Here is a 21,195-nt window from a genome sequence, read left to right on the forward strand (position 1 = left end):
TCTCAGTTGTCGACGAAGAGAGAATTGGCGACCAGCCGCCGCGCTGCGCCCGACTGCGGGGCGGCAAGCACATCGGCAGGCGGCCCTTCCTCGACGATCCGGCCCGCATCCATCACCAGCACCCGGTGCGCCATGTGCCGGATGACGGCGATATCGTGCGACACCATCAGCATCGCGATTGGCCGGCTCGCCTGAAGTTCGAGCAGCAGGTTGAGGATGCGCGCCTGCACCGCGAGATCGAGCGCCGAGGTCGGCTCGTCGAGGATCAGCAGATCAGGCTCGGTCGCCAGAGCGCGGCCGATGGCGATGCGCTGGCGCTGGCCGCCAGACAATTGGTGCGGGAAGCGGGCGGCGAAATCGGGGGAAAGGCCGACCTGCCCCAGGAGCCGCTCCGCCAGCGCGCGCCGTTCGGTCGCGGACAGCGGCGCGGCAAGCGCGGCGGTCTCGGTGAGAGTCCACCACAGGGGCTTGCGCGGATTGAGCGAGGCGAAGGGGTCCTGAAATACAAAGGCAATTGCGCCCCTTGGGGGCGCGGCGTTTGCACCGCGCCACAGGATCTGACCGCTGTCCGCACGCTGCAACCCCGCGATCACGCGCGAGGCGGACGTCTTGCCGCAGCCCGATCCGCCGAGAATGCCGACGAACTCGCCCGGCGCGATGGCAAGCGATACGCCGTCGAGCACGGGACGCGCTGCGCCGCGCGGTCGCCAGCGCAGGTCATGGGCGGCAACCAGCGCGCTCATGGTTCGTCCCCCGCGACCGGCAGCAGCTGACGCGGCAAGGCGCGCTCGGGTAGCGAGGCGAGAAGCTGGCGCGCTTCCGCCGAAGCTGGCCGTGCGAAGACCGCGTCGGTCGGCCCGCTCTCCACGACCCGGCCCGCGGACATGACCAGCACCCGGTCGCAGCAACTGCGCGCTGCGCCCAGATCGTGGGTGATCAACAGCAGCCCCGATCCGGTCCGGCGCGCACGGTCCACCAGCAGGCTCAGCACCTGCGCCCTGACCGAGACATCGAGCGCCGTCGTCACCTCGTCCGCGAGCACGACGGCAGGCGATCCGGCAAATGCCATCGCGATCAGCACGCGCTGGCGCTGCCCGCCCGACAGCTGGTGGGGGAAACGGCGCATCAGCGCGGGCGGATCGGGCAGATCCATGTCGCCAAGCAGGGCGGCCGCGCGTGCCAAGCGCTCGGAGCGCGGCACGCCGGCAACCGCCAGCACATCGCGCATCTGCGCCCCGATGCTGCGGGTCGGGCTGAGCGCGGTCATCGGGTCCTGAAAGATCAGCGATATGTTGTGACGACGCAAATCGCGCAGAGCCTTCACCCCCAGCCCGGCAATCGCGGTGCCCATCACTTCGATCGTGCCCGCGACCTGCTCGAGCCCATCGGGAAGCAACCCGGTCGCCGCCAGCGCAGTCAGCGATTTGCCGCTGCCTGACTGTCCGACCAGTCCCACGATCTCGCCAGGATTGACGGTGCAGTCGAGGCTCTCGATCAGCACGCGGCGGTCGGAGCGTCGCAGGATCGACAGGCCGGTGATCGCCAAGGGGGTCACGGCGTACGCTCCTGCCGCGGATCGAGGATATCGCGCACCGCATCGCCCAGCAGGTTGAAGCCCGCCGCAGCCAGCACCAGCGCAAGGCCGGGAAACAGGCCGAGCCACCATGCGTCCGCCATGAAATGCCGCCCCGAGGCGACAAGCCCGCCCCATTCGGGGCTTGGCGGCTGGGCGCCGAGGCCGATGAAGCCGAGGGCCGCAGCGCCAAGGATCACGGCGGCGACATCCATCAATCCCTGCACCACCATGATCCCGGCCAGATTGGGGAGCAGGTGATGGCGCATGATATGCCAGCGCCCTGCCCCGGCAAGCCGCGCGGCTTCTGTAAAGCCGCGGTCGCGCAGCAGCAGCGCCTGGGCGCGGGCGAGCCGCACGAACACCGGCAAGCGCACGATCACCAGCGCGATCAGGGCATTGACCAGGCTGGGCCCGAGCGCCGCCGCCAGCGCCATGGCAAGCACCAGTGCGGGCACAGCCAGCAGCACGTCGATCAGCCGCATCAGCGCCGCATCGATCCAGCCGCCCGCCAAGGCAGAAAGCGTCCCCGCCAGCGTGCCGAGCGTCACTGTCGTGCCCACCACCAGCAGCGCCGCCATCAGCGAGGGCCAGGCGCCGTAGGCCAGTCGGGAAAACAGGTCGCGCCCAAGCTCGTCCGTGCCCATCCAGTGCCCGGCGGAGGGCGGCTGGAGCCTGCGCGCCAGATCGATCGCGTCGGGCGCATGGCTCGCCGCGAGCGGGCCAAGAAGCGCGAAGACGACCAGCAGCCCCACCAGCGCCAAACCGATGACACCCGCGACATCGCGCGATGCCTTTCGCCACAGTGCGATCATGCCGGTCGCAGCCTCGGATCGAGCACGCCGTAAAGCAGGTCGACCGCAAGGTTCGCGGCCGAATAGAACACGGCGGCCAGCAGCGTGAAACCCATGATCGCGGGGAAGTCGAGCCCGGCCACCGCCTCGAGCGTATAGCTCCCCAGCCCCGGCCAGCTGAAGATCGCCTCGGTCACCACCGCGCCTCCCAGAAGATCGGCGAGCAGGATCGCGGAGGTCGTCAGAAACGGCACCAGCGCGTTGGGCAGGGCATAGCGGGTCAGGATCGTCCATTCCGACAGGCCCGAGGCCCGCGCGCGGCGGACATAGTCTTCCTGCAAGACCTCGAGCAACGATGCCCGCACAAGGCGCGCGGCTGCCCCGCTGGCCGCAAGCGCAAGCGTGATGGCCGGCAGCAACAGATGCGCCAAAGCGTCGCCCACCACCTGCCACTCACCCGCTAGCGCGCCGTCGACGAGGTAGAGACCGGTGACCGCAGGCGGCGGCATCAGTTCCGGCCCAAGCCTGCCGCCAGATGGCAGCCAATCGAGGCTGCCAAAGAAGACCGCCAGCAGCACGAGCCCGATCCAGAAGGTCGGTGCCGAGATCGCGAGGGTCGACAAGAGGCGGATGAGGTAATCCAGCCAGCGTCCTGCCGTGAGCGCGGAAAGCGACCCCAGCACCAGGCCCGCCACGAGGATCATCGCGAAGGCGACTGCCGCCAGCTCCACGGTCGCCGGCAGTGCCTCGGCCAGTTCCTCGGCCACCGGTCGGCCCGAGCGGATCGAAAGCCCCAGGTCGCCGTTCGCGAGCCGGGCCATGTAAGACAGGTACTGCACCGGCAGCGGGCGATCGAGACCGAGCTCTGCGCGAACCTCTGCAACCCGGGCATCGGACGCGAGATCGCCCGCGATCAGGCGCGCGGTGTCATTGGGCACCATCTGGGCGATGACGAAGGTGACGATCGACACGCCCAGCAGGACGAGCACGGTCGAGCCTGCCCGGCGCAGGATCCGCGTCAGGCTAGAAAAGCGTGGTGACATGGCCGGTGACCTGCCGCGCTTCATCGACGAGGACAATCGCACGCCAGCGATCAAAGGTGGTGCAGGGGTGCGACACGCCGAAGCCGAGGATGTCGCCCACTTCAACCTCCAGCGCGCCTTCGAGGATCGCGTGCTGATCGAACAGGCCGGCTGTCACCAGCGCGCCTTCGATCGGCACGGGAGCCGGATGCACGCCCGCCCGGTAGTGGAACCGCGCCACCGGCAGACCCGCATCATGGCCCGCGTCACGCTTGCCGAAGGCGGCGATGATCCGCCCCGGTTCGGGCACAGACTGCACCGGCGCCCAGATTTCGAGCGCCGGTTGCAGCCCCTCGCCCCACGCCGCGCAGGCCGGATCGCGCGCCAGCAGATCGGCGAAGAGCTGGCGGTAGAGCCCGTCGTCATGGCTGATGTAGCAGCCCGACCGGATCACGGTGCGGACCGGACGCGACAGGCCGGGCAAGGCCAGACGCCGGGCGCAGCGGTCGAAGAACGCCGATCCGCCCCCGGTGAGGATGATCTCCTCGCCCGCCAGCAGCCCTTCGGCATCGGCCATCGCGGCGAGCGCGGTGACATCGTCGAGCATCGTCTCGACCTTTTGCGCGCCGCCCGGCTGGCCCTGGAACACGCCCTCGAACACCTCGACCCCGCACAGCGCCAGCCCGGGTGCAGCCGCCACGGCGCGGGCGACGGCCATGCCTTCCGCGCGGCTCCTCACCCCTGTGCGCCCGCCGGGCGCGCCGACCTCGAGCAACAGATTGAGCGGCCGGACAAGACCTGACGCCCGGTGCGCCTCGGCCAGCCGTGCGGCCCCCGCGATGCTGTCGACAAGGCTGAAAAGCTCGAACTCCGGGTCGTCTGCCAGCAGGTCGAGCATCAGCCGGATGTCTGCCGCACCCACCAGCTGGTTGGCATGGATCACTCGCCGGATCCCGAGCCGGTGGTAGAGGCGCACGTGGTGAGCGGTGGCCGCGGTCATGCCCCAGGCGCCGTCTGTCATCTGCATCGCGAACAGCTCGGGGCTCATGCTGGTCTTGCCGTGCGGGGCGATCGAGACGCCGGTATGCGCGAGGAAGGCCTTCATCCAAGCGCGATTGGAGGAGACCGCCGCCTCGCGCAGCACCGCCACGGGAAACAGCAGATCGCCGTCGAGCACCCGCGCGCCAACCGCGCCGGAGGCCTCAAGCCAAGGCGGCAGGGACTTGTGGAGATGGTCCATCATCATGCCCGCACCGCGATCCGGCCCGGGCGCGCGCCAGTGGGTCGGCCCTCGCTCCAGACTTTCTCCCCGTTCACCATCACCCAGTCGATCCCTGCGCTGGGCTGGCAGGGATCGGCGAAGGTCGCGCGATCGGAGACGGCGTCGGGGTCGAACAGCACGAGGTCGGCATAGGCCCCCTCGGCCAGCACGCCCCGGCCTTCGATCCCGAAGCGGGCCGCGGTGAGGCCCGTCATCCGGTGCACCGCCTCTTCGAGCGAAAACAGGCCGCAATCGCGCGCATAGTGCCCCAGTACCCGCGCGAAGCTGCCCCACAGCCGCGGATGGGGATGGCGATCGGCGGGAATGCCGTCGGACCCGATCATGGTGTCGGGGCAGCAAAGGATGCGTTCGACATCGCCTTCGTCCATCATGAAATAAACCGCGCCTGCCGGCTGGAGCGCGCGGATCGCCTCGACTTCGCTCAGCTCCATGTCGCGCGCGACCTCGGCGAGATCGCGGCCCGCAAGATCGGGGCGGCTGGCGCACCACGTGATCAGGGTCCGGCTGGCTGCGGCCCACGAGCGTTCGTTGAGCGTCGTCGATCCGGCGGTGTAGGGGTAGGCATCGAGGAACACCGGCTGCTGCCGCGCCGCCGCAGCGATGCGGGCAAGGGTCTCGATGCTGCGGCCATGGTTGCGCTGGCCCGACACCTTGTGATGCGACACCACCAGCGGCAGACCCGCCTCGGCCGCGATCGCGATCGCTTCTTCGAGCGCGACAATGACCTCATCGGCTTCGTCGCGCAGATGGGCGGTGTAAAGCCCGCCTGCCGCCGCCGCGCGGCGCGCAAGATGGACGACTTCCGCGGCGGGGGCAGCAGCAGCCAGAGGATAGAACAGCCCGCTCGACACGCCGAAGGCGCCTGCCGCCATGGCATTGTCGACCTCAGCTTCCATCGCGGCGATTTCGGCGTCGCTGGCGGGGCGCGAGAGGTCATCCATCACCTTGACCCGCAAGGTGCCATGCCCGACCAGCGGGACGACATTGGTGCTGGTCCCGGTATCGCACAGCGCTGCGAGCCAATCGGCGAAGCGATCGAAACGGAACCAGCTGCGGTCGGCAACGGAATCGAGCGGCGCCGGCAGAATATCGCCGGGGGCCAGCGCCAAGGGCGCGAGACTGACCCCGCAATTGCCGGTCACAACCGTGGTCACGCCCTGGCTGATCTTGGGTTCCAGCAGCCCTTCGAGCAGCGCTGCATCGTCATGGGTATGGGCATCGATGAAGCCGGGGGCGAGCGCCTTGCCCGCGGCATCATCGACCCGGTCGGCCGTCCACCCGTCGAGCCTGCCGACCGCGGAAATCCTGTCGCCGGTAACCGCGAGCGACCCGTGGAAAGGCGCCTGACCCGTGCCATCGACCAGAACAGCATTCATGATGATCCGGTCTGCGTGCAACGATTCCTCCCCTTCGGAATAATTCCGATACGAAACGCTATTTCCATAACGATTGTGCTTCGCTACGCAAGCGACATGGCTCGTTCCGGCTTCCTTGCCCTGCTGTTTGCAGCTCTGGTTGCGTTCGTGCCCGGCGTTGCCGCTGCGGATACCCTGAGGGTCGGGCTCAGCACGCGTGCCGGCCCCTTCGACTTCGCCATCGCCCCTGCCGCTGACCAGACACTTGCCGTGCGCGCCGCTTACGAAACCCTGGTGCGCAGCGCGCCGGGGGGTGGATACCGGAACGGCTTGGCTGCCCGCTGGACAACCTCGCGCGACGGGCTGGTGTGGACATTCCAGCTCCAGCCCGGCCGCCGCTTTGCCAGCGGGCGGGCGGTTGATGCGAAGGCGGTGATCTTCACGCTCGACCGCTTGCGGGCGATCGGGCGTGGCAATGCGAGCATGCTCAACGATCTGATCGCCTCGGCTCAGCCTGCTGGTACGAATGCCGTCCGGCTGAGGCTGACCCACCCCTCGCCCGCGCTGCTGGCGCTGCTCAGCGACCGGATGACCTCAATCATCGACCCCTCGATCGCCAACCGCATCCGGGGCGACCGCTGGGGGAGCCAGTGGCTGGCGACCCGCACCGCGGGATCGGGGCGCTTCCAGCTCCAGCCGGGCAGTCAGCGCGGCATCCACATCCTGACGCAGCAGCCCTACTGGCAACCGCTGAAGGGTGATCCGCGGCCCAGCGCCGGAGGCTTCGACAGGCTCATTTATCGCGAAATCGTCGATCCGACCGTCCGCAGGTTGGCGCTGGAGAAAGGCGAGATCGACATTGCCTTCCTGCTGCCCAGCCAGGAGCAGAAACGACTGCAACGCTCGCGCCGTGGGGTGCTGCACCGCGCCCCGATCCTTGCCTTCAACAACCTTGCCTTCAACCTTCAGAGCAAGGCGATGCAGGACGTGCGGCTGCGGCGCGCGATCGGCCACGCAATCGATGTCGAAGGGATTATCCGCTACATCCGCGGAGGAACGGCGCTCGGTTTTGCCGGGCCGGTGCCGCCGTCGATGCCGGGCCATGCCACGGGCCGCCGCTTTGCCTACAACCTTGCCATGGCACGACGTCTGGCCGCGCAGTCGCACAAGACCGGGCGGCCCTTGCGTTTCATCTACCCCGGCGTCTCTCCCGAGACCGATACCATCGCGCAATATATTCAGGCGACACTCAAGCCGCTCGGATTGGATGTGCGGATCGAGCGATTGTCGGTGCCTGCCTATCTCGACCGCATGTCGCGCGGCAGTTACGACATGGTGCTGCAAGGTGCGGTGATTGATTTCAACGATCCCTCGGCAATCATGAACGCCTGGTTCGAGCCGACCCGCGCAGGGATTTCCAACCCCGCGCGCTACAGCAACCCTAAGGTGACCGCGCTGATCCGCCAGTCGGAGCGCGAAATGAACCCCGCTCGCCGCCGCCAGCTGATCGAGCAGGCCGCGCGGCTGACGCATGCCGACGTGCCCTATGTCTACCTTTCGCAAACCGTGATGACGATCGCCGCGCGGCCCAATATCAAGGGGATCACCATCGATCCCTTCGATGCCCTCAACCTGCCTGTCGGCCAGATGCAGCGCGGCAAGTGACGCTGGACGGACTGGACAAGACCCTCGCCTCGGCATGCGAGGCTGCGAGCGTCACAGCGGCAAGCCTGGCGGTGCTGGCAGAGGGGCGCATTATCGAGGCGGGTTTCGGCATTGCGCGGCCCGACCTGCCGTTCCGCATGGGGTCGATCGCCAAGACCTTCACCGCCGCGCTGGTTCATCTGGCTGCGCACGAGGGGCGCCTTGATCTCGATCGGCCGGTGTGGCGCTATCTTCCCGGCTTCCGGCTCGCCGATCCCGAGGCGACAGAGCGCCTGACCGCGCGGCATCTGCTGATCCATCAGGGAGGCTTCTTCGGCGACATCTTCGATGACGAAGGCACCGCGCCTGATGCCATCGAACGCTATGTTCTGCGCCTTGCCGGAGCCGAGCAGACCGTGCCGCCCGGAACGCTGGCCTCCTATTGCAACGCCGGCATCGTGCTGGCCGCAAGGCTGGCCGAAGTGACGCTGGGGCAAGACTGGGAAACCCTATTTGCCGAGCGGCTTGCGGGGCCCCTCGGCCTTGCGAGCACGATGGCGCGGCGGACTGCATCCGGGCCGGATGTGATGGTCACTCCGGCCGACAGCGTTCCGGCCGGCGATCCGGCCCTGCGGGCGCTCGGCCCCGCCGGGGCGACCCCCTATGCGAGCGCCGGCGATCTGGTCCGCTGGGCCGAGGCGCTGTGGCAACCCGCGCCGGACGGGCTGGGCCTGTTCGATGCGATGACCCGGCCGGAGGGCCCCTCCCCCTCGGCCAGCTTCGCGCTCGGATTCGGGGCGGGCCTGATGCGCTTCAGCCCGGATGGCGCGGTGTGGGGCCATGACGGAGCTGTGCCCGGACAGGCGAGTTTTCTCAGGATCGCGCCGGGAGCGGGTGTCGCGGTCGCGCTGATGGTGGCGGGCGGCGACGCCCGGCTCGCCGCGCAAACGCTCCTGCCGCCGATGATCGCGGCGCTGGCGGGTAGTACGCTGCCTGATCCGCCGCGCATCCCGGACGCTCCCGCCGATCCCGAAGACATTGCCCCGGTGCTCGGAGAATGGCGCGCGCCGCGCTACCGGATCTCGGTCCGCCGCGGCGAGGGTCACGCGATTGCCCGCTTCGCCCCGGCCGCCGATGCCGGGGATCAGACCGAGACCTACGAGGTCGCGCTCCATCCTGTCGGCGGCGGGGCCTTTGCGACGCTGCTGCCCGGCTCCAGCATACCCACCCTCCAGCAGCTGCACCTTGCTCCTGACGGCGAGGCCTTCCTCGCCTTCCGCGGGCGGCTGTTCCGGAGGTGTGTCTGATGTCTCGCCCTCGCGTGTTCGCGGCCGCCTTCGGCGTCGAGGTCAACGCCTTCTCTCCGCTGGCGACCGGCTTTCACGATTTCGCTGCGCTGTCCTATCATCCGGCAGGAACGCTGGGTGCCGACGTTCCCCTAATCGCCGCCCCGATGGCGCCCTTGCGCGCCATGGCATCAGCCGGCGAGATCACTCTGGTCGAGGGAATGGTCGCAGGCGCGCAGCCCGGCGGCTTGCTGACGCGGGCAACCTACGAGGCGCTGGCGGGCGAACTGCTCGGCGATCTGGCGCAGGCGGGGCCGGTCGATCTGGTGGTGCTCGGCCTACATGGAGCCATGAGCGCGCAGGGCCTGCCCGATTGCGACGGCGATCTGATCACCCGCGTGCGCGCGATCGTGGGTCCGCGTGCGACCATCGCCGTGCTGTTCGACAGCCACGGCACCCTGTCGCAGGCGATGCTGGACGGGGCCGATCTGCTGGTCTGCTACAAGGAATACCCCCACACCGACATTGCCGAATGCGCTGAAAAGCTGGTCCGGCTGGCGATGGCGACGGTGCGCGGCGAGATCATATCGCGCCTTGCGGTCCATGATTGCCGCATGATCTCGGTCTATCACACGATGCACGGCCCGATGCAGGCACTCATCGCCGATTGCCGGGCGCGCGAGGAGCGGGGCGAGGCGCTCGACATTGCGATCGTCCACGGCTTCATCTGGGCCGACACGCCCGACACGACCGCCAAGGTGATCGTCACGACCAATGATGACGCAACGGCCGCTGCCCGCATCGCTGCCGAGGTTGGCGCGGCCCTGCGTGCACTGGCAGGCACCACCCATGCGCCGCTGGTGGCGATGGAGACGGCGGTGGCGCGCGCGGCGGAGCATCGGGGGGCAAAGCCGCTGCTGCTGGCCGATACCGCCGACAACCCGGGCGGCGGGGCACCGTCGGATTCCACGTGGCTGCTCCGGGCGCTTGGCGACGCTGGCGTGGGGAACCTCGCCGCCGGCATCATCTGGGATCCGGTCGCAACCGACCTCGCGCTGGCCGCTGGCCCCGGCGCACGGATCGACCTGCGCATCGGCGGCAAGGCCTGCGCCCTGTCGGGCGAGCCGCTCGACGTGACCGCCACGGTTCTGGCCACATCGGACAAGGCAAGCGTGCCGTTTGCGGGCAGCGAGTGGCCGATGGGCAAGGCGGCGGGCCTGCACATTCCGGCGCTGGACTTGTATCTGGTGGTCAGCTCGCAGCGGACCCAGTGCTTCGCTCCGGAAGCCTTCGCGCGGCTCGGCATCGATCCGGCCGCACGGCGGGTGATCCTCGTCAAATCATCGCAGCATTTCTATGCCGCCTTCCAGCCCCTCGCCGACGAGATCATGATCGTCGATGCGCCGGGCGTGCTCGATCACGACCCGCGCCGCCTGCCCTACCGCCACATCACCCGCCCCCTATGGCCGCTCGACCCATGACGACAGCTCTGCACGACTGGTTCGCCGCCTATGCGCGCGATCTCGAAGCGGCCGACCGGCCCGCCATCCTCGCGCGCTATCACCCGGAGGGCGCATGGATGGTGCGCAAGGGCGTGCCGCGCCTCTTGAGCTTTGCTGATCTGACCAAGCGCTATCTTGGCCCGGCGTGGCAGCCCCCGACCAGCTTCGCCTGGCGCGACCTGCGGATCGAACCGGTCGGGAGCGAAGGTGCCCTCGCCATCGGGCAGTTCGTGTGGGAACGCGCGAACGGGCAGCAGGAGCTGATCAGCTATACCGGCATGCTGCTGGCGGTGGACGGCGGCTGGAGAATCCGGCTGGAGGACGAGAACCTCGCCGAAATTCTCCGTCCGCCTAGCTGACCGCGATCATCTGGTGCCCGGCAAAGGAGGGCACGTGGATGTGCCAGCGCCCGCCCTCTTCCCGCACCTCCAGGGCAATGCCTTGCGGCACAAGTTCGGCGCGGCTCACCTGTTGCGCCAGCGACAGGTCGACCGGGCCGATATTGGGCAGCGCGTCGACCACCTCGATCGGGCCGAGCACATAGCTCCCCTTCAGCCGCCGTTCGCCGTGCAGCAGATGCACGACATGCCGCCCCTCGCCCGGCTGTGCGCGCAGGTTGAGCGTCGCTGTCGGCGGCAAGCCTTCGGCGGTGATCAACGGCGTGCCCAGAAGATCGCGGATCGCCGCCATCACGAAGTGGCGCAGGGTCGAATGGCCCATCATCCGGTAGAGCGTGAACAGCGGGAACGGGAGCCAGGTAATCCCTCCCTTGCGCACGCCCGCCGCGAGGCCTGACGGCGAGGCCGCCGCATGGGCATGGACGTGCCCGTAGAAGTGCTGCGGGCGGCGGTTGAACAGTGCATCATAACTTTCGCCAAGCGTCTCGGCCCCTTCGAGCGGCCTGATCGCCAGCGAGGGCGCCATGATCACGAAAGGCTGCGTGCCGGTCCAGCTGGGCCGCAAATCCTCGCGCAGCAGGACAAAGCGCGGGTCGGATTTCGCCGGGCCTAGCAGCTGCGCGCCGCAGTCGAGCAGCGGCGCGCCCGTGTCGCGGGCAAGGCCGCTCTCGCCGGTCAGCAGGATTTGCCCGCCCTCGTCGGCATAGGCCTGAAGCTTATCGGCCAGCGCCGGATCGAGGCGCACCTTGTCGGGCAGCACCAGCAGCCTGTAGCGGCTGAAATCGGCCTCGGTGTCGATCACGTCGAACTGGAAATGGCATTCCGACAGGATCCGCGCTGCGCCCTCATCCTCGACACAGTGCCGCGCCTCGCGGCTGATCGCTCCGGGCTGCGAGACCCCGACGCTCGATAGCAGTCCGATCTCGGCCACGCCCTGCGATCCCTCGCACCACGGCTGTTTGGCGGCGGTCTCGGCAAAGATTTCGCCCATCAGATCCCATGCCGCCGGATCGAGCACGCCGGTGGAATCGAGCTGGTCGCCGATGCACACCTTCGCGCCGTTGGCCAGCATCGCGCCGGTCTCGTAACGCAGCGCATCGGGGTGCTTGTAGGATCCCAGCTCGCCCCAGATCAGATGGAACCTTGCGGTCACCGCGATCCGGTCAAGCCCCAGGGTTTCGCCATAACGCGCCGAGATCAGCAGGTGGTCATAGCCCCAGCCCCCGGTCGGCAGGGCCTCGATCTCGACGTGGCTCTGGTAGGAGAAGAACCTGCGGTCCCCGCGCGGCACCATCGAGGTGTTGTGGAACAGCGAGATCGGCCGGTCGCCGACCACCTCGGCAATCGCCTTGAAGTAGCCTTCGAGCACCGTGCCGCGATGGATCAGACGGTGGGCGGGATCGGTCCAGTCGAGCCCGGCCTCGGTCATCGCGCGCTGGCAATGGACGCAGGCGCAAGGCTCCTGTTTGATGATGTCGAGCCACAGCCCGTCGGCATCGGGATAACGCTCCAGCATTTCGGCGACCTGCGCGACCACGTGATCGCGGTAGGGCGTCCCGAGGCACATGTATTTCCACGCCGCATCGAGGTGATTGCCGAGCAGGCAGAAGAACTGCCCGTCCGCCCCGACCTGCCGCCAGTCGACATGGGCGGCCGCGTTGCGCTCGTCCCAGCCGACCGAGAGATAGAGCACCGTTTCGACCCCCCGGCGCTTCAGTGCGGCGATCTGCGCGTCAAGCAGATCGAACCCGAGCCCCGGGTGCCGCTCGCCGACCTTGCTGTCGTAATAGGACCAACCATGATGGCATTTGCCGAATAGGACGACCGATTGCACCTGGGCGGCAGAGACCGTCTCGGCAAAAGCGTCAGCGTCGAACCCGGCCCCCACGACACCGGCTGCGGCCGGAGTATGAAAATCGAGATGGACCTGCCGCCAAGGCAGGACCATTTGTTGCGCGTGACCCATGGCAGACCTCTCCCGTCTATTTCGAAAAAGATACTTTCGTTTCCGATTGGAATTCTGCTAGCAGGCCGCACCCAGCCTGAAAAGAGCTAGATGGAGACCGGGCCCATGCCCACCACACCTGCGCCTACCGCCACGCCCGAAGCTGCGCCTCTGGCGCGCGACCGGCTTGCCCACCTCGAAGCGCTCGACCAGCGCCTGCTGTGGCTGAGCGCGTGGACGATCCACAATGCCAACCACCTGCGCGAGAGCGTTGACGGCATCAAGGTCGGCGGGCATCAGGCAAGCTGCGCATCGATGACGGCGATCATGGCGGCGCTCTATTTCCATGCTTTGGGGCCGAATGACCGCGTGGCCGTGAAGCCCCACGCCGGCCCGCTGCTGCACGCGATCCACTATCTGCTCGGCCAGCAGAGCCTCGATGCGCTCAAGACTTTCCGCGGTTTCGGCGGTGCGCAGTCCTATCCGAGCCGCACCAAGGACGCGATCCCGGTCGACTTCTCGACCGGGTCGGTCGGGCTCGGCGTGGCGATCACCGCCTTCGCCAGCCTCGTGCAGGACTGGATGATCGCCCACGGCCTGCTCGGCCACGACCAGGCCGGGCGGATGATCGCGCTGATGGGCGATGCCGAGCTGGACGAGGGCAATATCTACGAGTGCCTGATCGAGGGCTACAAGCACGATCTTCGGAACTGCTGGTGGATCGTCGACTACAACCGCCAGTCACTGGACGCGACCACCGCCGACCGCATGTTCCGCCGCTTCGACGACATCTTCGAGACCTGCGGCTGGCGCGTCATCACACTGAAGCACGGCAAGCTCCAGCGCGAAACCTTCGCGCGTCCTGGCGGCCAAGCGATTGCCGACTGGATCGAGACCTGTCCCAACGCCGATTATGCCGCCCTCACCTACAAGGGCGGAGCGGCCTGGCGCGAGCGGCTCAATGCCGATCTGGCCGATCACCCCGAGACGCTCAAGTTGATCGCCGCGCATGACGACACCCAGCTCCAGCAGCTGATGACCACGCTCGGCGGCCATTGCATCGAAACGCTCACCGCCGCCTTCGATGCCGCCAGGGACGAGCGCAACACGCTGTTCATCGCCTATACGATCAAGGGCCACGGCCTGCCGCTGGCGGGGCACAAGGACAATCACGCCGGCCTGATGACCCCCGGGCAGATCGAGGGACTGCGCGACAGTCTCGGGATCGCGGCGGGCGAGGAATGGGAGCCTTGGGCGGGCCTCGGGGACAATGCCGCTGCCGAACTGCGCGCCTTTGTCGAGACGAGCCCGATTGCCACGAAGACCGCCGATCATGCGCCCGAGCGCGTGCCCGTGCCTGCGATTCCCGTGCCCGAGGGTGCGTCGCAATCCACCCAGGGCGCCTTCGGCAAGATCCTCTTCGAACTCGCCAAGGGGCGCTCGCCGCTGGCCGACCGGATCCTGACGACCTCGCCCGATGTCACCGTGTCGACCAATCTCGGCGCCTTCGTGAATAGCCGCGGGCTGTTCCGGCGGCAGGATCTGCCCGATGTGTTCCGGCAACTCAACGTGCCCAGTCCGCAGAAGTGGCAGGGCAATCCGGCAGGCCAGCATGTCGAGCTCGGGATCGCGGAACACAACCTGTTCCTGATGCTGGCGGCGGCCGGGCTTGCCGGACCGCTGTTCGGCGAGCGGCTGATCCCGATCGGGACGGTCTATGATCCCTTCATCGCGCGGGGATTGGATGCGCTCAATTACGGCTGCTATCAGGACGCACGGTTCCTGCTGGTGGCGACGCCTTCGGGCCTGACGCTGGGCGGCGAAGGGGGTGCGCACCAGTCGATCAATCCGCCGCTGATCGCGATGGGTCAGCCCGGCCTCACCCATTACGAGCCCGCCACCGCCGATGAACTCGCGCTGCTGATGGAGCACGCTTTCCGGCACCTTCAGGCTCCCGATGGCGGCAGCATCTACCTGCGTCTTTCGACCCGCAATATCGACCAGCCCGCCCGTGCGGACGACAGCTGGAAGCAGGGCGCGATCGACGGTGCCTATTGGCGGATCGCGCCGACCGCCGATCAGCCGGTCGCTATCGTGGCGATGGGCGCGATGATGCCCGAGGCGCTCGAGGCTCACGCGATGCTGGCCGAGGACATGCCGGGCCTCGGGCTGCTGCAAGTCACGTCTCCGGGCAAGCTTCACCGCGACTGGTCGGATGCGCGCGCGGCGATCTGGAAGCGGGGCGCCCATGCCACCTCTCCCATCGAGACGCTGCTGGCGGCGTTGCCCGTTTCGACCGGTCTGGTGACGGTGTGCGATGCCTCCCCCGCCTCTCTTTCATGGCTCGGCGGGGTGCGCGGTCACCGGATCAACCCGCTGGGAACAGACCGTTTCGGGCAGACCGGGTCGCTGCCTGATCTCTATGGCGAATATCGCCTCGATGCCGAAGCTATCGTCGAGGCCGCGGCGGGCCTGATCGGAGGTGCGCGATGACCGCAATCATCATGCCTGCCCTGTCCCCGACGATGGAGGCAGGCACGCTCGCCAAATGGCACGTCAAGCTTGGCGATGCGGTGAAGGCTGGGGACGTGATCGCCGAGATCGAGACAGACAAGGCGACGATGGAACTTGAGGCGGCCGACGAGGGGATCGTTGCCGAAATCCTCGTCGCTGACGGGACCGAGGATATCGCCGTGGGTGCAGTGATCCTGCGACTGGCGGCGGAGGGTGAAGCCGCACCGCCCGCGCCTGCGCCGGCATTGGAACCTGAGCCGAAGCCCGAGCCTGCACCCTCCCCTGCCCTAATGTCCCCGCTCCCGTCCGAGCCGCTGCCCGAGCGCGGCGCGACCCCGCCGCCTGCGCCGCAGGCCGCGCACGTCGATGCCACGCCGCTGGGCCGCAAGCTCTCGCTCGTTCTTGGCGTCGATCTGGCGGGGCTTGCGAAAGGGCAGGCCGCGCGCAGGGTGACGCTGGCCGATGTGAGCGCTGCCGCAGGGCTAGCCCCCGCTCAGCCCGCAGCGCCGCCGCCCGTGCTGGCAACGCCCGCAGCCCCCGCACCGCCTGTCGCCGCGCCTGAAGCGGCAGCGGCTCCCGCACCGTCCGCGACCGATGCGCCGTTCGAAATCGAGCGGCTCACGAATATGCGCAAGACCATCGCGCGGCGGCTGACCGAATCCAAGCAGCAGGTTCCGCACTTCTACCTGACGGTCGACGTCTTGCTCGACCCGCTGCTGGCCCTGCGCACGGAACTCAACGCGGCGCTCGCTGCGGACGGGGGCAAGCTCAGCGTCAATGACATGCTGCTCAAGGCCCAGGCGATCACGCTGATGCAGGTGCCCGATGCCAATGTCAGCTTGGCCGTCGATGCCATTCGCCGATACCGGCGCGCCGATATATCGGTGGCGGTGGCCGTGCCCGGCGGCCTCATCACCCCGGTGATCCGCGATGCCGCGAGCAAGTCGCTCTCGGCCATCGCGGCCGAGATGAAGGATCTTGCCGCGCGGGCCAAAGAGGGCAAGCTCCAGCCGAACGAGTACACCGGCGGCACTGCCAGCCTGTCGAACCTCGGGATGTTCGGGATCAAGCAATTCGACGCCGTGATCAACCCGCCCGAAGCGATGATCCTCGCGATCGGGGCCGGTGAACGGCGGGCCCAGGTGGTTGGCGACGCGGTGACGGTTGCAACGGTCGCGAGCGTGACCGGCAGCTTCGATCATCGCGTGATCGACGGCGCAGTCGGCGCGGCCTTCATGGCGGCCTTCAAGGCGCTGGTCGAGAACCCGTGGCGGATGCTGGCATGACACCACTGATCACGCTAGCCGACATCAACGCGGCAGCCGCGCGGATCGCAGGGCAAGTGGACCGCACGCCCTTCCTCCATTCGGCGACCCTGTCGGAGGTGACCGGCGCGGATATCTGGCTGAAGTTCGAGAACCTCCAGTTCACCGCCTCGTTCAAGCAGCGCGGCGCGCTCAATCGTCTGCTGGGTTTGACCGAGGACGAGCGGGCGCGCGGCGTGATCGCTGTCTCGGCGGGCAATCACGCGCAGGGGATCGCCTATCACGCAGGCAAGCTCGGCATTCCGGCGACCATCGTGATGCCGACCTCGACCCCGGCGATCAAGGCCAACCGCACCCGTGACTTCGGCGCCGAAGTGATCCTGACCGGCCGCGACTTTGCCGAAGCGACCGCCGCAATCCCCGCGCTGGTCGAGGAACGCGGGCTGACCTTCATTCACCCCTATGACGACGACGTGGTGATCGCCGGTCAAGGCACGGTCGGCCTCGAGATGCTGACCGACCAGCCCGATCTTGACGTGCTGGTCGTCGCAATCGGTGGCGGCGGGCTGATTTCGGGCATCGCCGTCGCGGCACGAGGCCTCGCGCCGGGAATCGAGATCGTCGGGGTGCAGTCGGAGCGCTTCCCGGGCATGGCGCACCACTTCGGCCACTGGCCCGTGCCCGCCGGGCCGGGCGTCTCGATTGCCGAAGGCATTGCGGTGATCGAGCCCGGGCGTCGCACCCGCGACTATGTCGGCACCCATGTCGACCGGATCGAGGTCGTCTCCGAAGCACTGATCGAGAATGCCATCGCGCTGCTGCTCCAGATCGAGAAGACCCTGGTGGAAGGCGCCGGCGCTGCTGGGCTTGCCGCGGTGCTGGCCCAGCCGGAACGCTATCGCGGGCGCAAGGTCGGGCTGGTGCTGTGCGGCGGAAACATCGACAACCGTCTCCTCACCGCGATCCTCCAGCGCCAGCTGGCGCGCGAGGGGCGCCTGATCCGGCTGCGGGCCGACCTGTCCGATCAGGCTGGTGCGCTCGCATCGGTGTGCGCCGAGATCGGGGCGCTGTCAGGCAACATCAATGCTGTCACGCACGACCGCGCCTTTGGCGAGATCGCGGCGCGATCGGCGCGGGTCGAGTTCGAAATCGAGGTGCCTGAGCCCGAAGCGGCCGAGCGCATCCTCGCGCGGCTTGGGGAGCTCGGGCTCAACCCGTCGCGGTTCTGATCCGCCCGATCGCCGCGCGATAGGGTGCGAGCGCAGCGAGGAGGCACAAACCTCCGGCCAGCGAGAGCGCCCCCGCGACAATCGCGAGAGCGGTCCCGACCGCCTTGTCGTCGCCGAATGCGAAGGAGGTCAGCGCGCCCACGCCGACCGGGCCGGCCACCATTCCGGCAAGGCTTGTCACCATCAGCACGATCGCCGCCACCCGTCCGCGCAGGGCCACCGGTGTTGCCGCCTGCACCGCCGCAGGGCCGAGCGCGACGAAGGCGCTCGAAAGGAAGGTTGCGGGGGCCATAAGCACGACAGCAAGCGTCGACGATCCCACCAGCGTGACGGCCGCTGTCAGCGGCGCATGGAGCAGCGCCGCGGCAAGGATCACGCGAAGCGGCGCATCCAGCACTCCGCGCCGCGCGAGGAAGGATCCCGCCGCCCCGGCCGCCAGCGCGCCCGCCACCCCCGCCACCATCAGCATCACCCCGAGCATCAGCCCCGCCTCTTGCGGCGTCCAGCCGAAGTTGCGGATGAAATGCGCTGGCAGCCAGGTTAGGCTCGCGTAACCCGATCCGGTCAGCGCGCTGATCGCGGCGAGATAGGTGAGGATCAGCCGGCGGTTCTCGCGCCACAGCGGCCCGAGGCCCGCGAAGATCGCATTCCCATCGGCTTGCTGCCCCTTGGGACGCGGATCGCGAACCACCAGTAGCACCAGCAGCGCAACCGCCAGTCCCGGCAGGCCGACGACCACGAAGGCAAGCTGCCAGTCGCGCAGGCCACCCACCAGCGGCAGGTCGTCGGGCAGATGGCCGACCAGGCTCACCGCCTGCGCGCCAAAAGCAAAGGCCAGCCCCGCCCCCAGCGCCACGCCGGTCGAATAGACCGACATCGCGAGTGGCAGGCGCTTGCTGTCGAAGCTGTCCGCGATCAGCGAATGGGCGCTCGGGCCGAGCGTCGCCTCGCCCACGCCGACGCCCATGCGCGCGAGGAACAGCTGGGGGTATGACGCGGCAAAGCCGCTCGCTGCGGTGAGGGCCGACCAGAGAGCTATGCCCCCGGCCACCACCTTGCCGCGCCCTGCCCTGTCCGCCAGCCATCCGCAGGGGATGCCCGCCAGCGCGTGGAACAGCGCGAAGGCCGGCCCCACCAGCAGTCCCATCTGGAAGTCGCTGACACCCAGATCCTGCTTGATCGGATCGATCAGCAGGCTCAGCAGCTGGCGGTCGATGAACGAGATGATCGCCGCCGTCAGCAGGATTAAAACGGTCAGCCACGCGCGCAGCGGGGTGATGGCCGGCTGCGGCAGGGCCGAACTGGCAGGAGCGGTGGTCACGAGAATAATTTCCAATCCGAAACTTCTTGTCGATTGCTGAACATAACTTTACGCCTTTGTCCAGCGAGAGGAGAGCACGATGCGTTGGATTGCGAGCGTCATGGCCGGGGTTTTGTTGCTGGGAGGCAGTCTGGTGGCTTTCGCCCAAGCGCCCGCGCAGCCCGCGGGGATCGGCATGATGGAAGCCGCCTTCGACCGGATGTTCGGCCCGCGCGGCACGGTGCGCCACACCGGTGCGGTGATTGCCGTGGTGCAAGACGGCAGGATCGTGACGCTCAAGGCCTATGGTCATGCCGATGCTGCAGGCAAGACCCCGGTCGATCCCGCACGCACCCGCTTCCGTACCGGCTCGATCACCAAGACACTCGTCGGCGTTGCCGTGGCGCAGGCCATGCGCGAGGGGCGAATCCGCTCGATTGATGATCCGGTCAACGCCTACCTCACCCGCTGGAAGGTGCCCGACAATCGCGGCACGCCGATCACGATCCGGATGCTGGCGACCCACCAGGCCGGCTTTGCCGAGCGCCGCCAGCCGTTCATGCGCGCGGGCGACGTCTTCCCGACCATCGACGCGGGCTATCTCGACGACAATCTCCCGGGCTACATCGTGGCCGCCAATACCGGCAGCAACTACTCCAATTTCGGCGCAGGGCTGCTCGGCTTCATGGCCGAAGACGCAGCGAAGATGCCGATCGACCGCTACCTTGCTGAGCGCGTCTTCGGCCCGGCGCGGATGGCGAATGCGGTGGTGGTCAAGGGGCCGGAGCCGATCCCGAACGCCGCGCAGGCGCAGGTCATCTACGCCAACGGCGGCACGCGCCCCTTGCCCGATACCTGGGCCAACCATCCGATCAATCGCATGGCGGGAGGCCTCGCCATGACGGGCGAGGATGCCGCGCATTACATGATCGCGCTGATGGGCGGCAGCGCCGAACTCGGCATCGCCGACATCCTCGGCGAGCAGGGCCGCGCGCTCGCCTTCGCGCGGCAGGGTGGCACGCATCCGGCAGTGCAGGGCTATGGCCTGCTGTTCATGATCAACGACTGGAACGGGACCCGGCTGGCGGAGCACGGTGGCCGCACCATCGGGACAAGCAGCTACATGACCCTGCTGCCCGACCGGAAGACCGGGATCTTTGTTGCCGTCACGGGCGAAGGCGGGGTTACGCTGCCGCTGGCTGGCCTGCTCGGCCTGCCCCCCGCCCCCGCACCCGACGCCGCGCAGGCAGGTCGCCCCCTGCCCACGCTGAGCGGCATCCGCTCCGCAGGGATCGAGGCTTTGCTCGGTCGCTGGCGGGCACCGGCCGCTGTCGGCTCACCGGCATCGGACCTCGCCCCCTATGCCGGCGATTACATCAGCCAGCGCCGCCAAGTCCGTTCGGTCAGCGAGATCTTTTCGGCCAACTTCCTCGGCGGCCCCATGCCGGTGAGTGTGCCGGGCGACGGCGCGCTGCAACTGGGGTCGAGCAAGGGCTTCAAGCCGCATGGCGACAACGTGTTCTGGCGCAGCGAGGCGCTCCAGCCCGACAAGCCTTCCGGCTGGAGCGACGTGATCGTGTTCCTGCCCGACGAGGACGGCAAACCGACCCGCGCAAGCCTGCAATACACCGACGCGGTCTATCACAAGGCCGAAGGTCTGGCCGCCCCGTCCCTGTGGAACAAGGCGCTGGTGATCGGTGCGCTGGTGCTGCTGACCGGCCTGCTGGCGCTGCTCTGGGCCAAGGGCAGCCGCGGGCGCTGGCTGGCGGTGGGGATGCCCTTCGCGCTGATCGCCTCGCCGGTGCTGTTTTTCCGGTCATGGGCCAGCGCGCCGGTCGAACCGCTCAAATATGTGCAGACCACCAGCATGGATCTGGTGCCGTTCCAGATCTGGATGAACCTCGTCGCCCTCGGCGCGCTTGCCTTGGCTGTGCTGGCCGTGCTCGGCTTCCGGCAGCCTGCCATCGCAGGATGGCGCGGCGGTCTCGGCCGCTGGCACCTCCGGCTGCTCGGCCTCGGCGCGATCCCGCTGCTGTTCGCCTTCTGGAGCTATGGCCTGATCGGGTGGAACGTCAGCTGACGTCCC

The 21,195-nt window shown here is 68.3% G+C and carries 16 protein-coding genes; 8 read left to right on the forward strand and 8 right to left on the reverse strand.

Going from position 1 to position 21,195, the window contains the following annotated elements:
• Window positions 1-2: 2 nt before the first annotated feature.
• The 6 genes from PS060_RS00455 to PS060_RS00480 are packed head-to-tail and all read right to left on the reverse strand — an operon-like array spanning window position 3 to window position 6,047.
• Complete coding sequence (locus tag PS060_RS00455; RefSeq protein ID WP_273984777.1) at window positions 3-743, reverse strand: ABC transporter ATP-binding protein; 741 nt, start codon at window positions 741-743, stop codon at window positions 3-5.
• Window positions 740-1,555 carry an ABC transporter ATP-binding protein gene (locus tag PS060_RS00460; protein ID WP_273984778.1) on the reverse strand — a complete coding sequence of 272 codons (816 nt, stop codon included), beginning with the start codon at window positions 1,553-1,555 and terminating at the stop codon, window positions 740-742. The genes PS060_RS00455 and PS060_RS00460 overlap by 4 nt, the downstream gene beginning before the upstream one ends.
• Window positions 1,552-2,388: an ABC transporter permease gene (locus PS060_RS00465; RefSeq protein ID WP_273984779.1), complete on the reverse strand. Its 837-nt coding sequence runs from the start codon at window positions 2,386-2,388 to the stop codon at window positions 1,552-1,554. Before PS060_RS00465 ends, PS060_RS00460 begins: the two co-directional genes overlap by 4 nt.
• Window positions 2,385-3,410 (reverse strand): ABC transporter permease, encoded by a 1,026-nt coding sequence (locus tag PS060_RS00470; RefSeq protein ID WP_273984780.1) that lies wholly within the window; start codon window positions 3,408-3,410, stop codon window positions 2,385-2,387. Before PS060_RS00470 ends, PS060_RS00465 begins: the two co-directional genes overlap by 4 nt.
• On the reverse strand, window positions 3,391-4,635 hold the full coding sequence (locus tag PS060_RS00475; RefSeq protein ID WP_273984781.1) for an amino acid deaminase: 1,245 nt from the start codon (window positions 4,633-4,635) through the stop codon (window positions 3,391-3,393). The genes PS060_RS00470 and PS060_RS00475 overlap by 20 nt, the downstream gene beginning before the upstream one ends.
• Window positions 4,632-6,047, reverse strand: coding sequence for an N-acyl-D-amino-acid deacylase family protein (locus PS060_RS00480; protein ID WP_273984782.1), 1,416 nt, complete (start codon window positions 6,045-6,047; stop codon window positions 4,632-4,634). The genes PS060_RS00475 and PS060_RS00480 overlap by 4 nt, the downstream gene beginning before the upstream one ends.
• Window positions 6,048-6,143: 96 nt before the next feature.
• Here PS060_RS00480 and PS060_RS00485 point away from each other — a divergent pair, with 96 nt between their 5' ends.
• From PS060_RS00485 to PS060_RS00500, 4 genes are read left to right on the forward strand one after another with little or no spacing between them, the layout of a single operon-like run.
• Window positions 6,144-7,691, forward strand: coding sequence for an ABC transporter substrate-binding protein (locus tag PS060_RS00485; protein ID WP_273984783.1), 1,548 nt, complete (start codon window positions 6,144-6,146; stop codon window positions 7,689-7,691).
• A complete protein-coding gene (locus PS060_RS00490) occupies window positions 7,688-8,977 on the forward strand; it encodes a serine hydrolase domain-containing protein (protein WP_273984784.1) in 1,290 nt (429 codons plus the stop codon). The genes PS060_RS00485 and PS060_RS00490 overlap by 4 nt, the downstream gene beginning before the upstream one ends.
• On the forward strand, window positions 8,977-10,437 hold the full coding sequence (locus tag PS060_RS00495) for a M81 family metallopeptidase (protein ID WP_273984785.1): 1,461 nt from the start codon (window positions 8,977-8,979) through the stop codon (window positions 10,435-10,437). The genes PS060_RS00490 and PS060_RS00495 overlap by 1 nt, the downstream gene beginning before the upstream one ends.
• Window positions 10,434-10,817 carry a DUF4440 domain-containing protein gene (locus tag PS060_RS00500; RefSeq protein WP_273984786.1) on the forward strand — a complete coding sequence of 128 codons (384 nt, stop codon included), beginning with the start codon at window positions 10,434-10,436 and terminating at the stop codon, window positions 10,815-10,817. The genes PS060_RS00495 and PS060_RS00500 overlap by 4 nt, the downstream gene beginning before the upstream one ends.
• On the opposite strand, the gene PS060_RS00505 is transcribed toward PS060_RS00500, so the two are convergent.
• On the reverse strand, window positions 10,810-12,804 hold the full coding sequence (locus PS060_RS00505) for an alpha-amylase family protein (protein ID WP_273984787.1): 1,995 nt from the start codon (window positions 12,802-12,804) through the stop codon (window positions 10,810-10,812). The genes PS060_RS00500 and PS060_RS00505 overlap by 8 nt on opposite strands.
• A 123-nt stretch (window positions 12,805-12,927) precedes the next feature.
• Between PS060_RS00505 and PS060_RS00510 the strand changes: the two genes are divergently transcribed.
• From PS060_RS00510 to PS060_RS00520, 3 genes are read left to right on the forward strand one after another with little or no spacing between them, the layout of a single operon-like run.
• Complete coding sequence (locus PS060_RS00510; protein ID WP_273984788.1) at window positions 12,928-15,294, forward strand: transketolase; 2,367 nt, start codon at window positions 12,928-12,930, stop codon at window positions 15,292-15,294.
• On the forward strand, window positions 15,291-16,601 hold the full coding sequence (locus PS060_RS00515; RefSeq protein ID WP_273984789.1) for a 2-oxo acid dehydrogenase subunit E2: 1,311 nt from the start codon (window positions 15,291-15,293) through the stop codon (window positions 16,599-16,601). The genes PS060_RS00510 and PS060_RS00515 overlap by 4 nt, the downstream gene beginning before the upstream one ends.
• Window positions 16,598-17,809 carry a threonine ammonia-lyase gene (locus PS060_RS00520; RefSeq protein WP_273984790.1) on the forward strand — a complete coding sequence of 404 codons (1,212 nt, stop codon included), beginning with the start codon at window positions 16,598-16,600 and terminating at the stop codon, window positions 17,807-17,809. The genes PS060_RS00515 and PS060_RS00520 overlap by 4 nt, the downstream gene beginning before the upstream one ends.
• Here the strand turns inward: PS060_RS00520 and PS060_RS00525 are convergent.
• A complete protein-coding gene (locus tag PS060_RS00525; protein WP_273984791.1) occupies window positions 17,790-19,130 on the reverse strand; it encodes an MFS transporter in 1,341 nt (446 codons plus the stop codon). The two genes, PS060_RS00520 and PS060_RS00525, sit on opposite strands and share 20 nt — an antisense overlap.
• Window positions 19,131-19,209: 79 nt before the next feature.
• Between PS060_RS00525 and PS060_RS00530 the strand changes: the two genes are divergently transcribed.
• Window positions 19,210-21,189, forward strand: a complete 1,980-nt coding sequence (locus PS060_RS00530) for a serine hydrolase domain-containing protein (RefSeq protein WP_273984792.1) — start codon at window positions 19,210-19,212, stop codon at window positions 21,187-21,189.
• The last annotated feature ends 6 nt before the right edge of the window (window positions 21,190-21,195 follow it).

The organism is Erythrobacter sp. BLCC-B19 (genome assembly GCF_028621955.1).
In the GTDB taxonomy this organism is placed as follows: Bacteria; Pseudomonadota; Alphaproteobacteria; order Sphingomonadales; family Sphingomonadaceae; genus Erythrobacter.

What these genes read in the sequence shown, in the direction of transcription:
- PS060_RS00505 (WP_273984787.1), bottom strand. Translation starts at nt 12,804, where the DNA reads ATGGTCCTGCCTTGGCGGCAGGTCCATCTCGATTTTCATACTCCGGCC.
- PS060_RS00485 (WP_273984783.1), top strand. Translation starts at nt 6,144, where the DNA reads ATGGCTCGTTCCGGCTTCCTTGCCCTGCTGTTTGCAGCTCTGGTTGCG.
- PS060_RS00500 (WP_273984786.1), top strand. Translation starts at nt 10,434, where the DNA reads ATGACGACAGCTCTGCACGACTGGTTCGCCGCCTATGCGCGCGATCTC.
- PS060_RS00510 (WP_273984788.1), top strand. Translation starts at nt 12,928, where the DNA reads ATGCCCACCACACCTGCGCCTACCGCCACGCCCGAAGCTGCGCCTCTG.
- PS060_RS00530 (WP_273984792.1), top strand. Translation starts at nt 19,210, where the DNA reads ATGCGTTGGATTGCGAGCGTCATGGCCGGGGTTTTGTTGCTGGGAGGC.
- PS060_RS00475 (WP_273984781.1), bottom strand. Translation starts at nt 4,635, where the DNA reads ATGATGATGGACCATCTCCACAAGTCCCTGCCGCCTTGGCTTGAGGCC.
- PS060_RS00455 (WP_273984777.1), bottom strand. Translation starts at nt 743, where the DNA reads ATGAGCGCGCTGGTTGCCGCCCATGACCTGCGCTGGCGACCGCGCGGC.
- PS060_RS00480 (WP_273984782.1), bottom strand. Translation starts at nt 6,047, where the DNA reads ATGAATGCTGTTCTGGTCGATGGCACGGGTCAGGCGCCTTTCCACGGG.
- PS060_RS00465 (WP_273984779.1), bottom strand. Translation starts at nt 2,388, where the DNA reads ATGATCGCACTGTGGCGAAAGGCATCGCGCGATGTCGCGGGTGTCATC.
- PS060_RS00495 (WP_273984785.1), top strand. Translation starts at nt 8,977, where the DNA reads ATGTCTCGCCCTCGCGTGTTCGCGGCCGCCTTCGGCGTCGAGGTCAAC.
- PS060_RS00470 (WP_273984780.1), bottom strand. Translation starts at nt 3,410, where the DNA reads ATGTCACCACGCTTTTCTAGCCTGACGCGGATCCTGCGCCGGGCAGGC.
- PS060_RS00515 (WP_273984789.1), top strand. Translation starts at nt 15,291, where the DNA reads ATGACCGCAATCATCATGCCTGCCCTGTCCCCGACGATGGAGGCAGGC.
- PS060_RS00520 (WP_273984790.1), top strand. Translation starts at nt 16,598, where the DNA reads ATGACACCACTGATCACGCTAGCCGACATCAACGCGGCAGCCGCGCGG.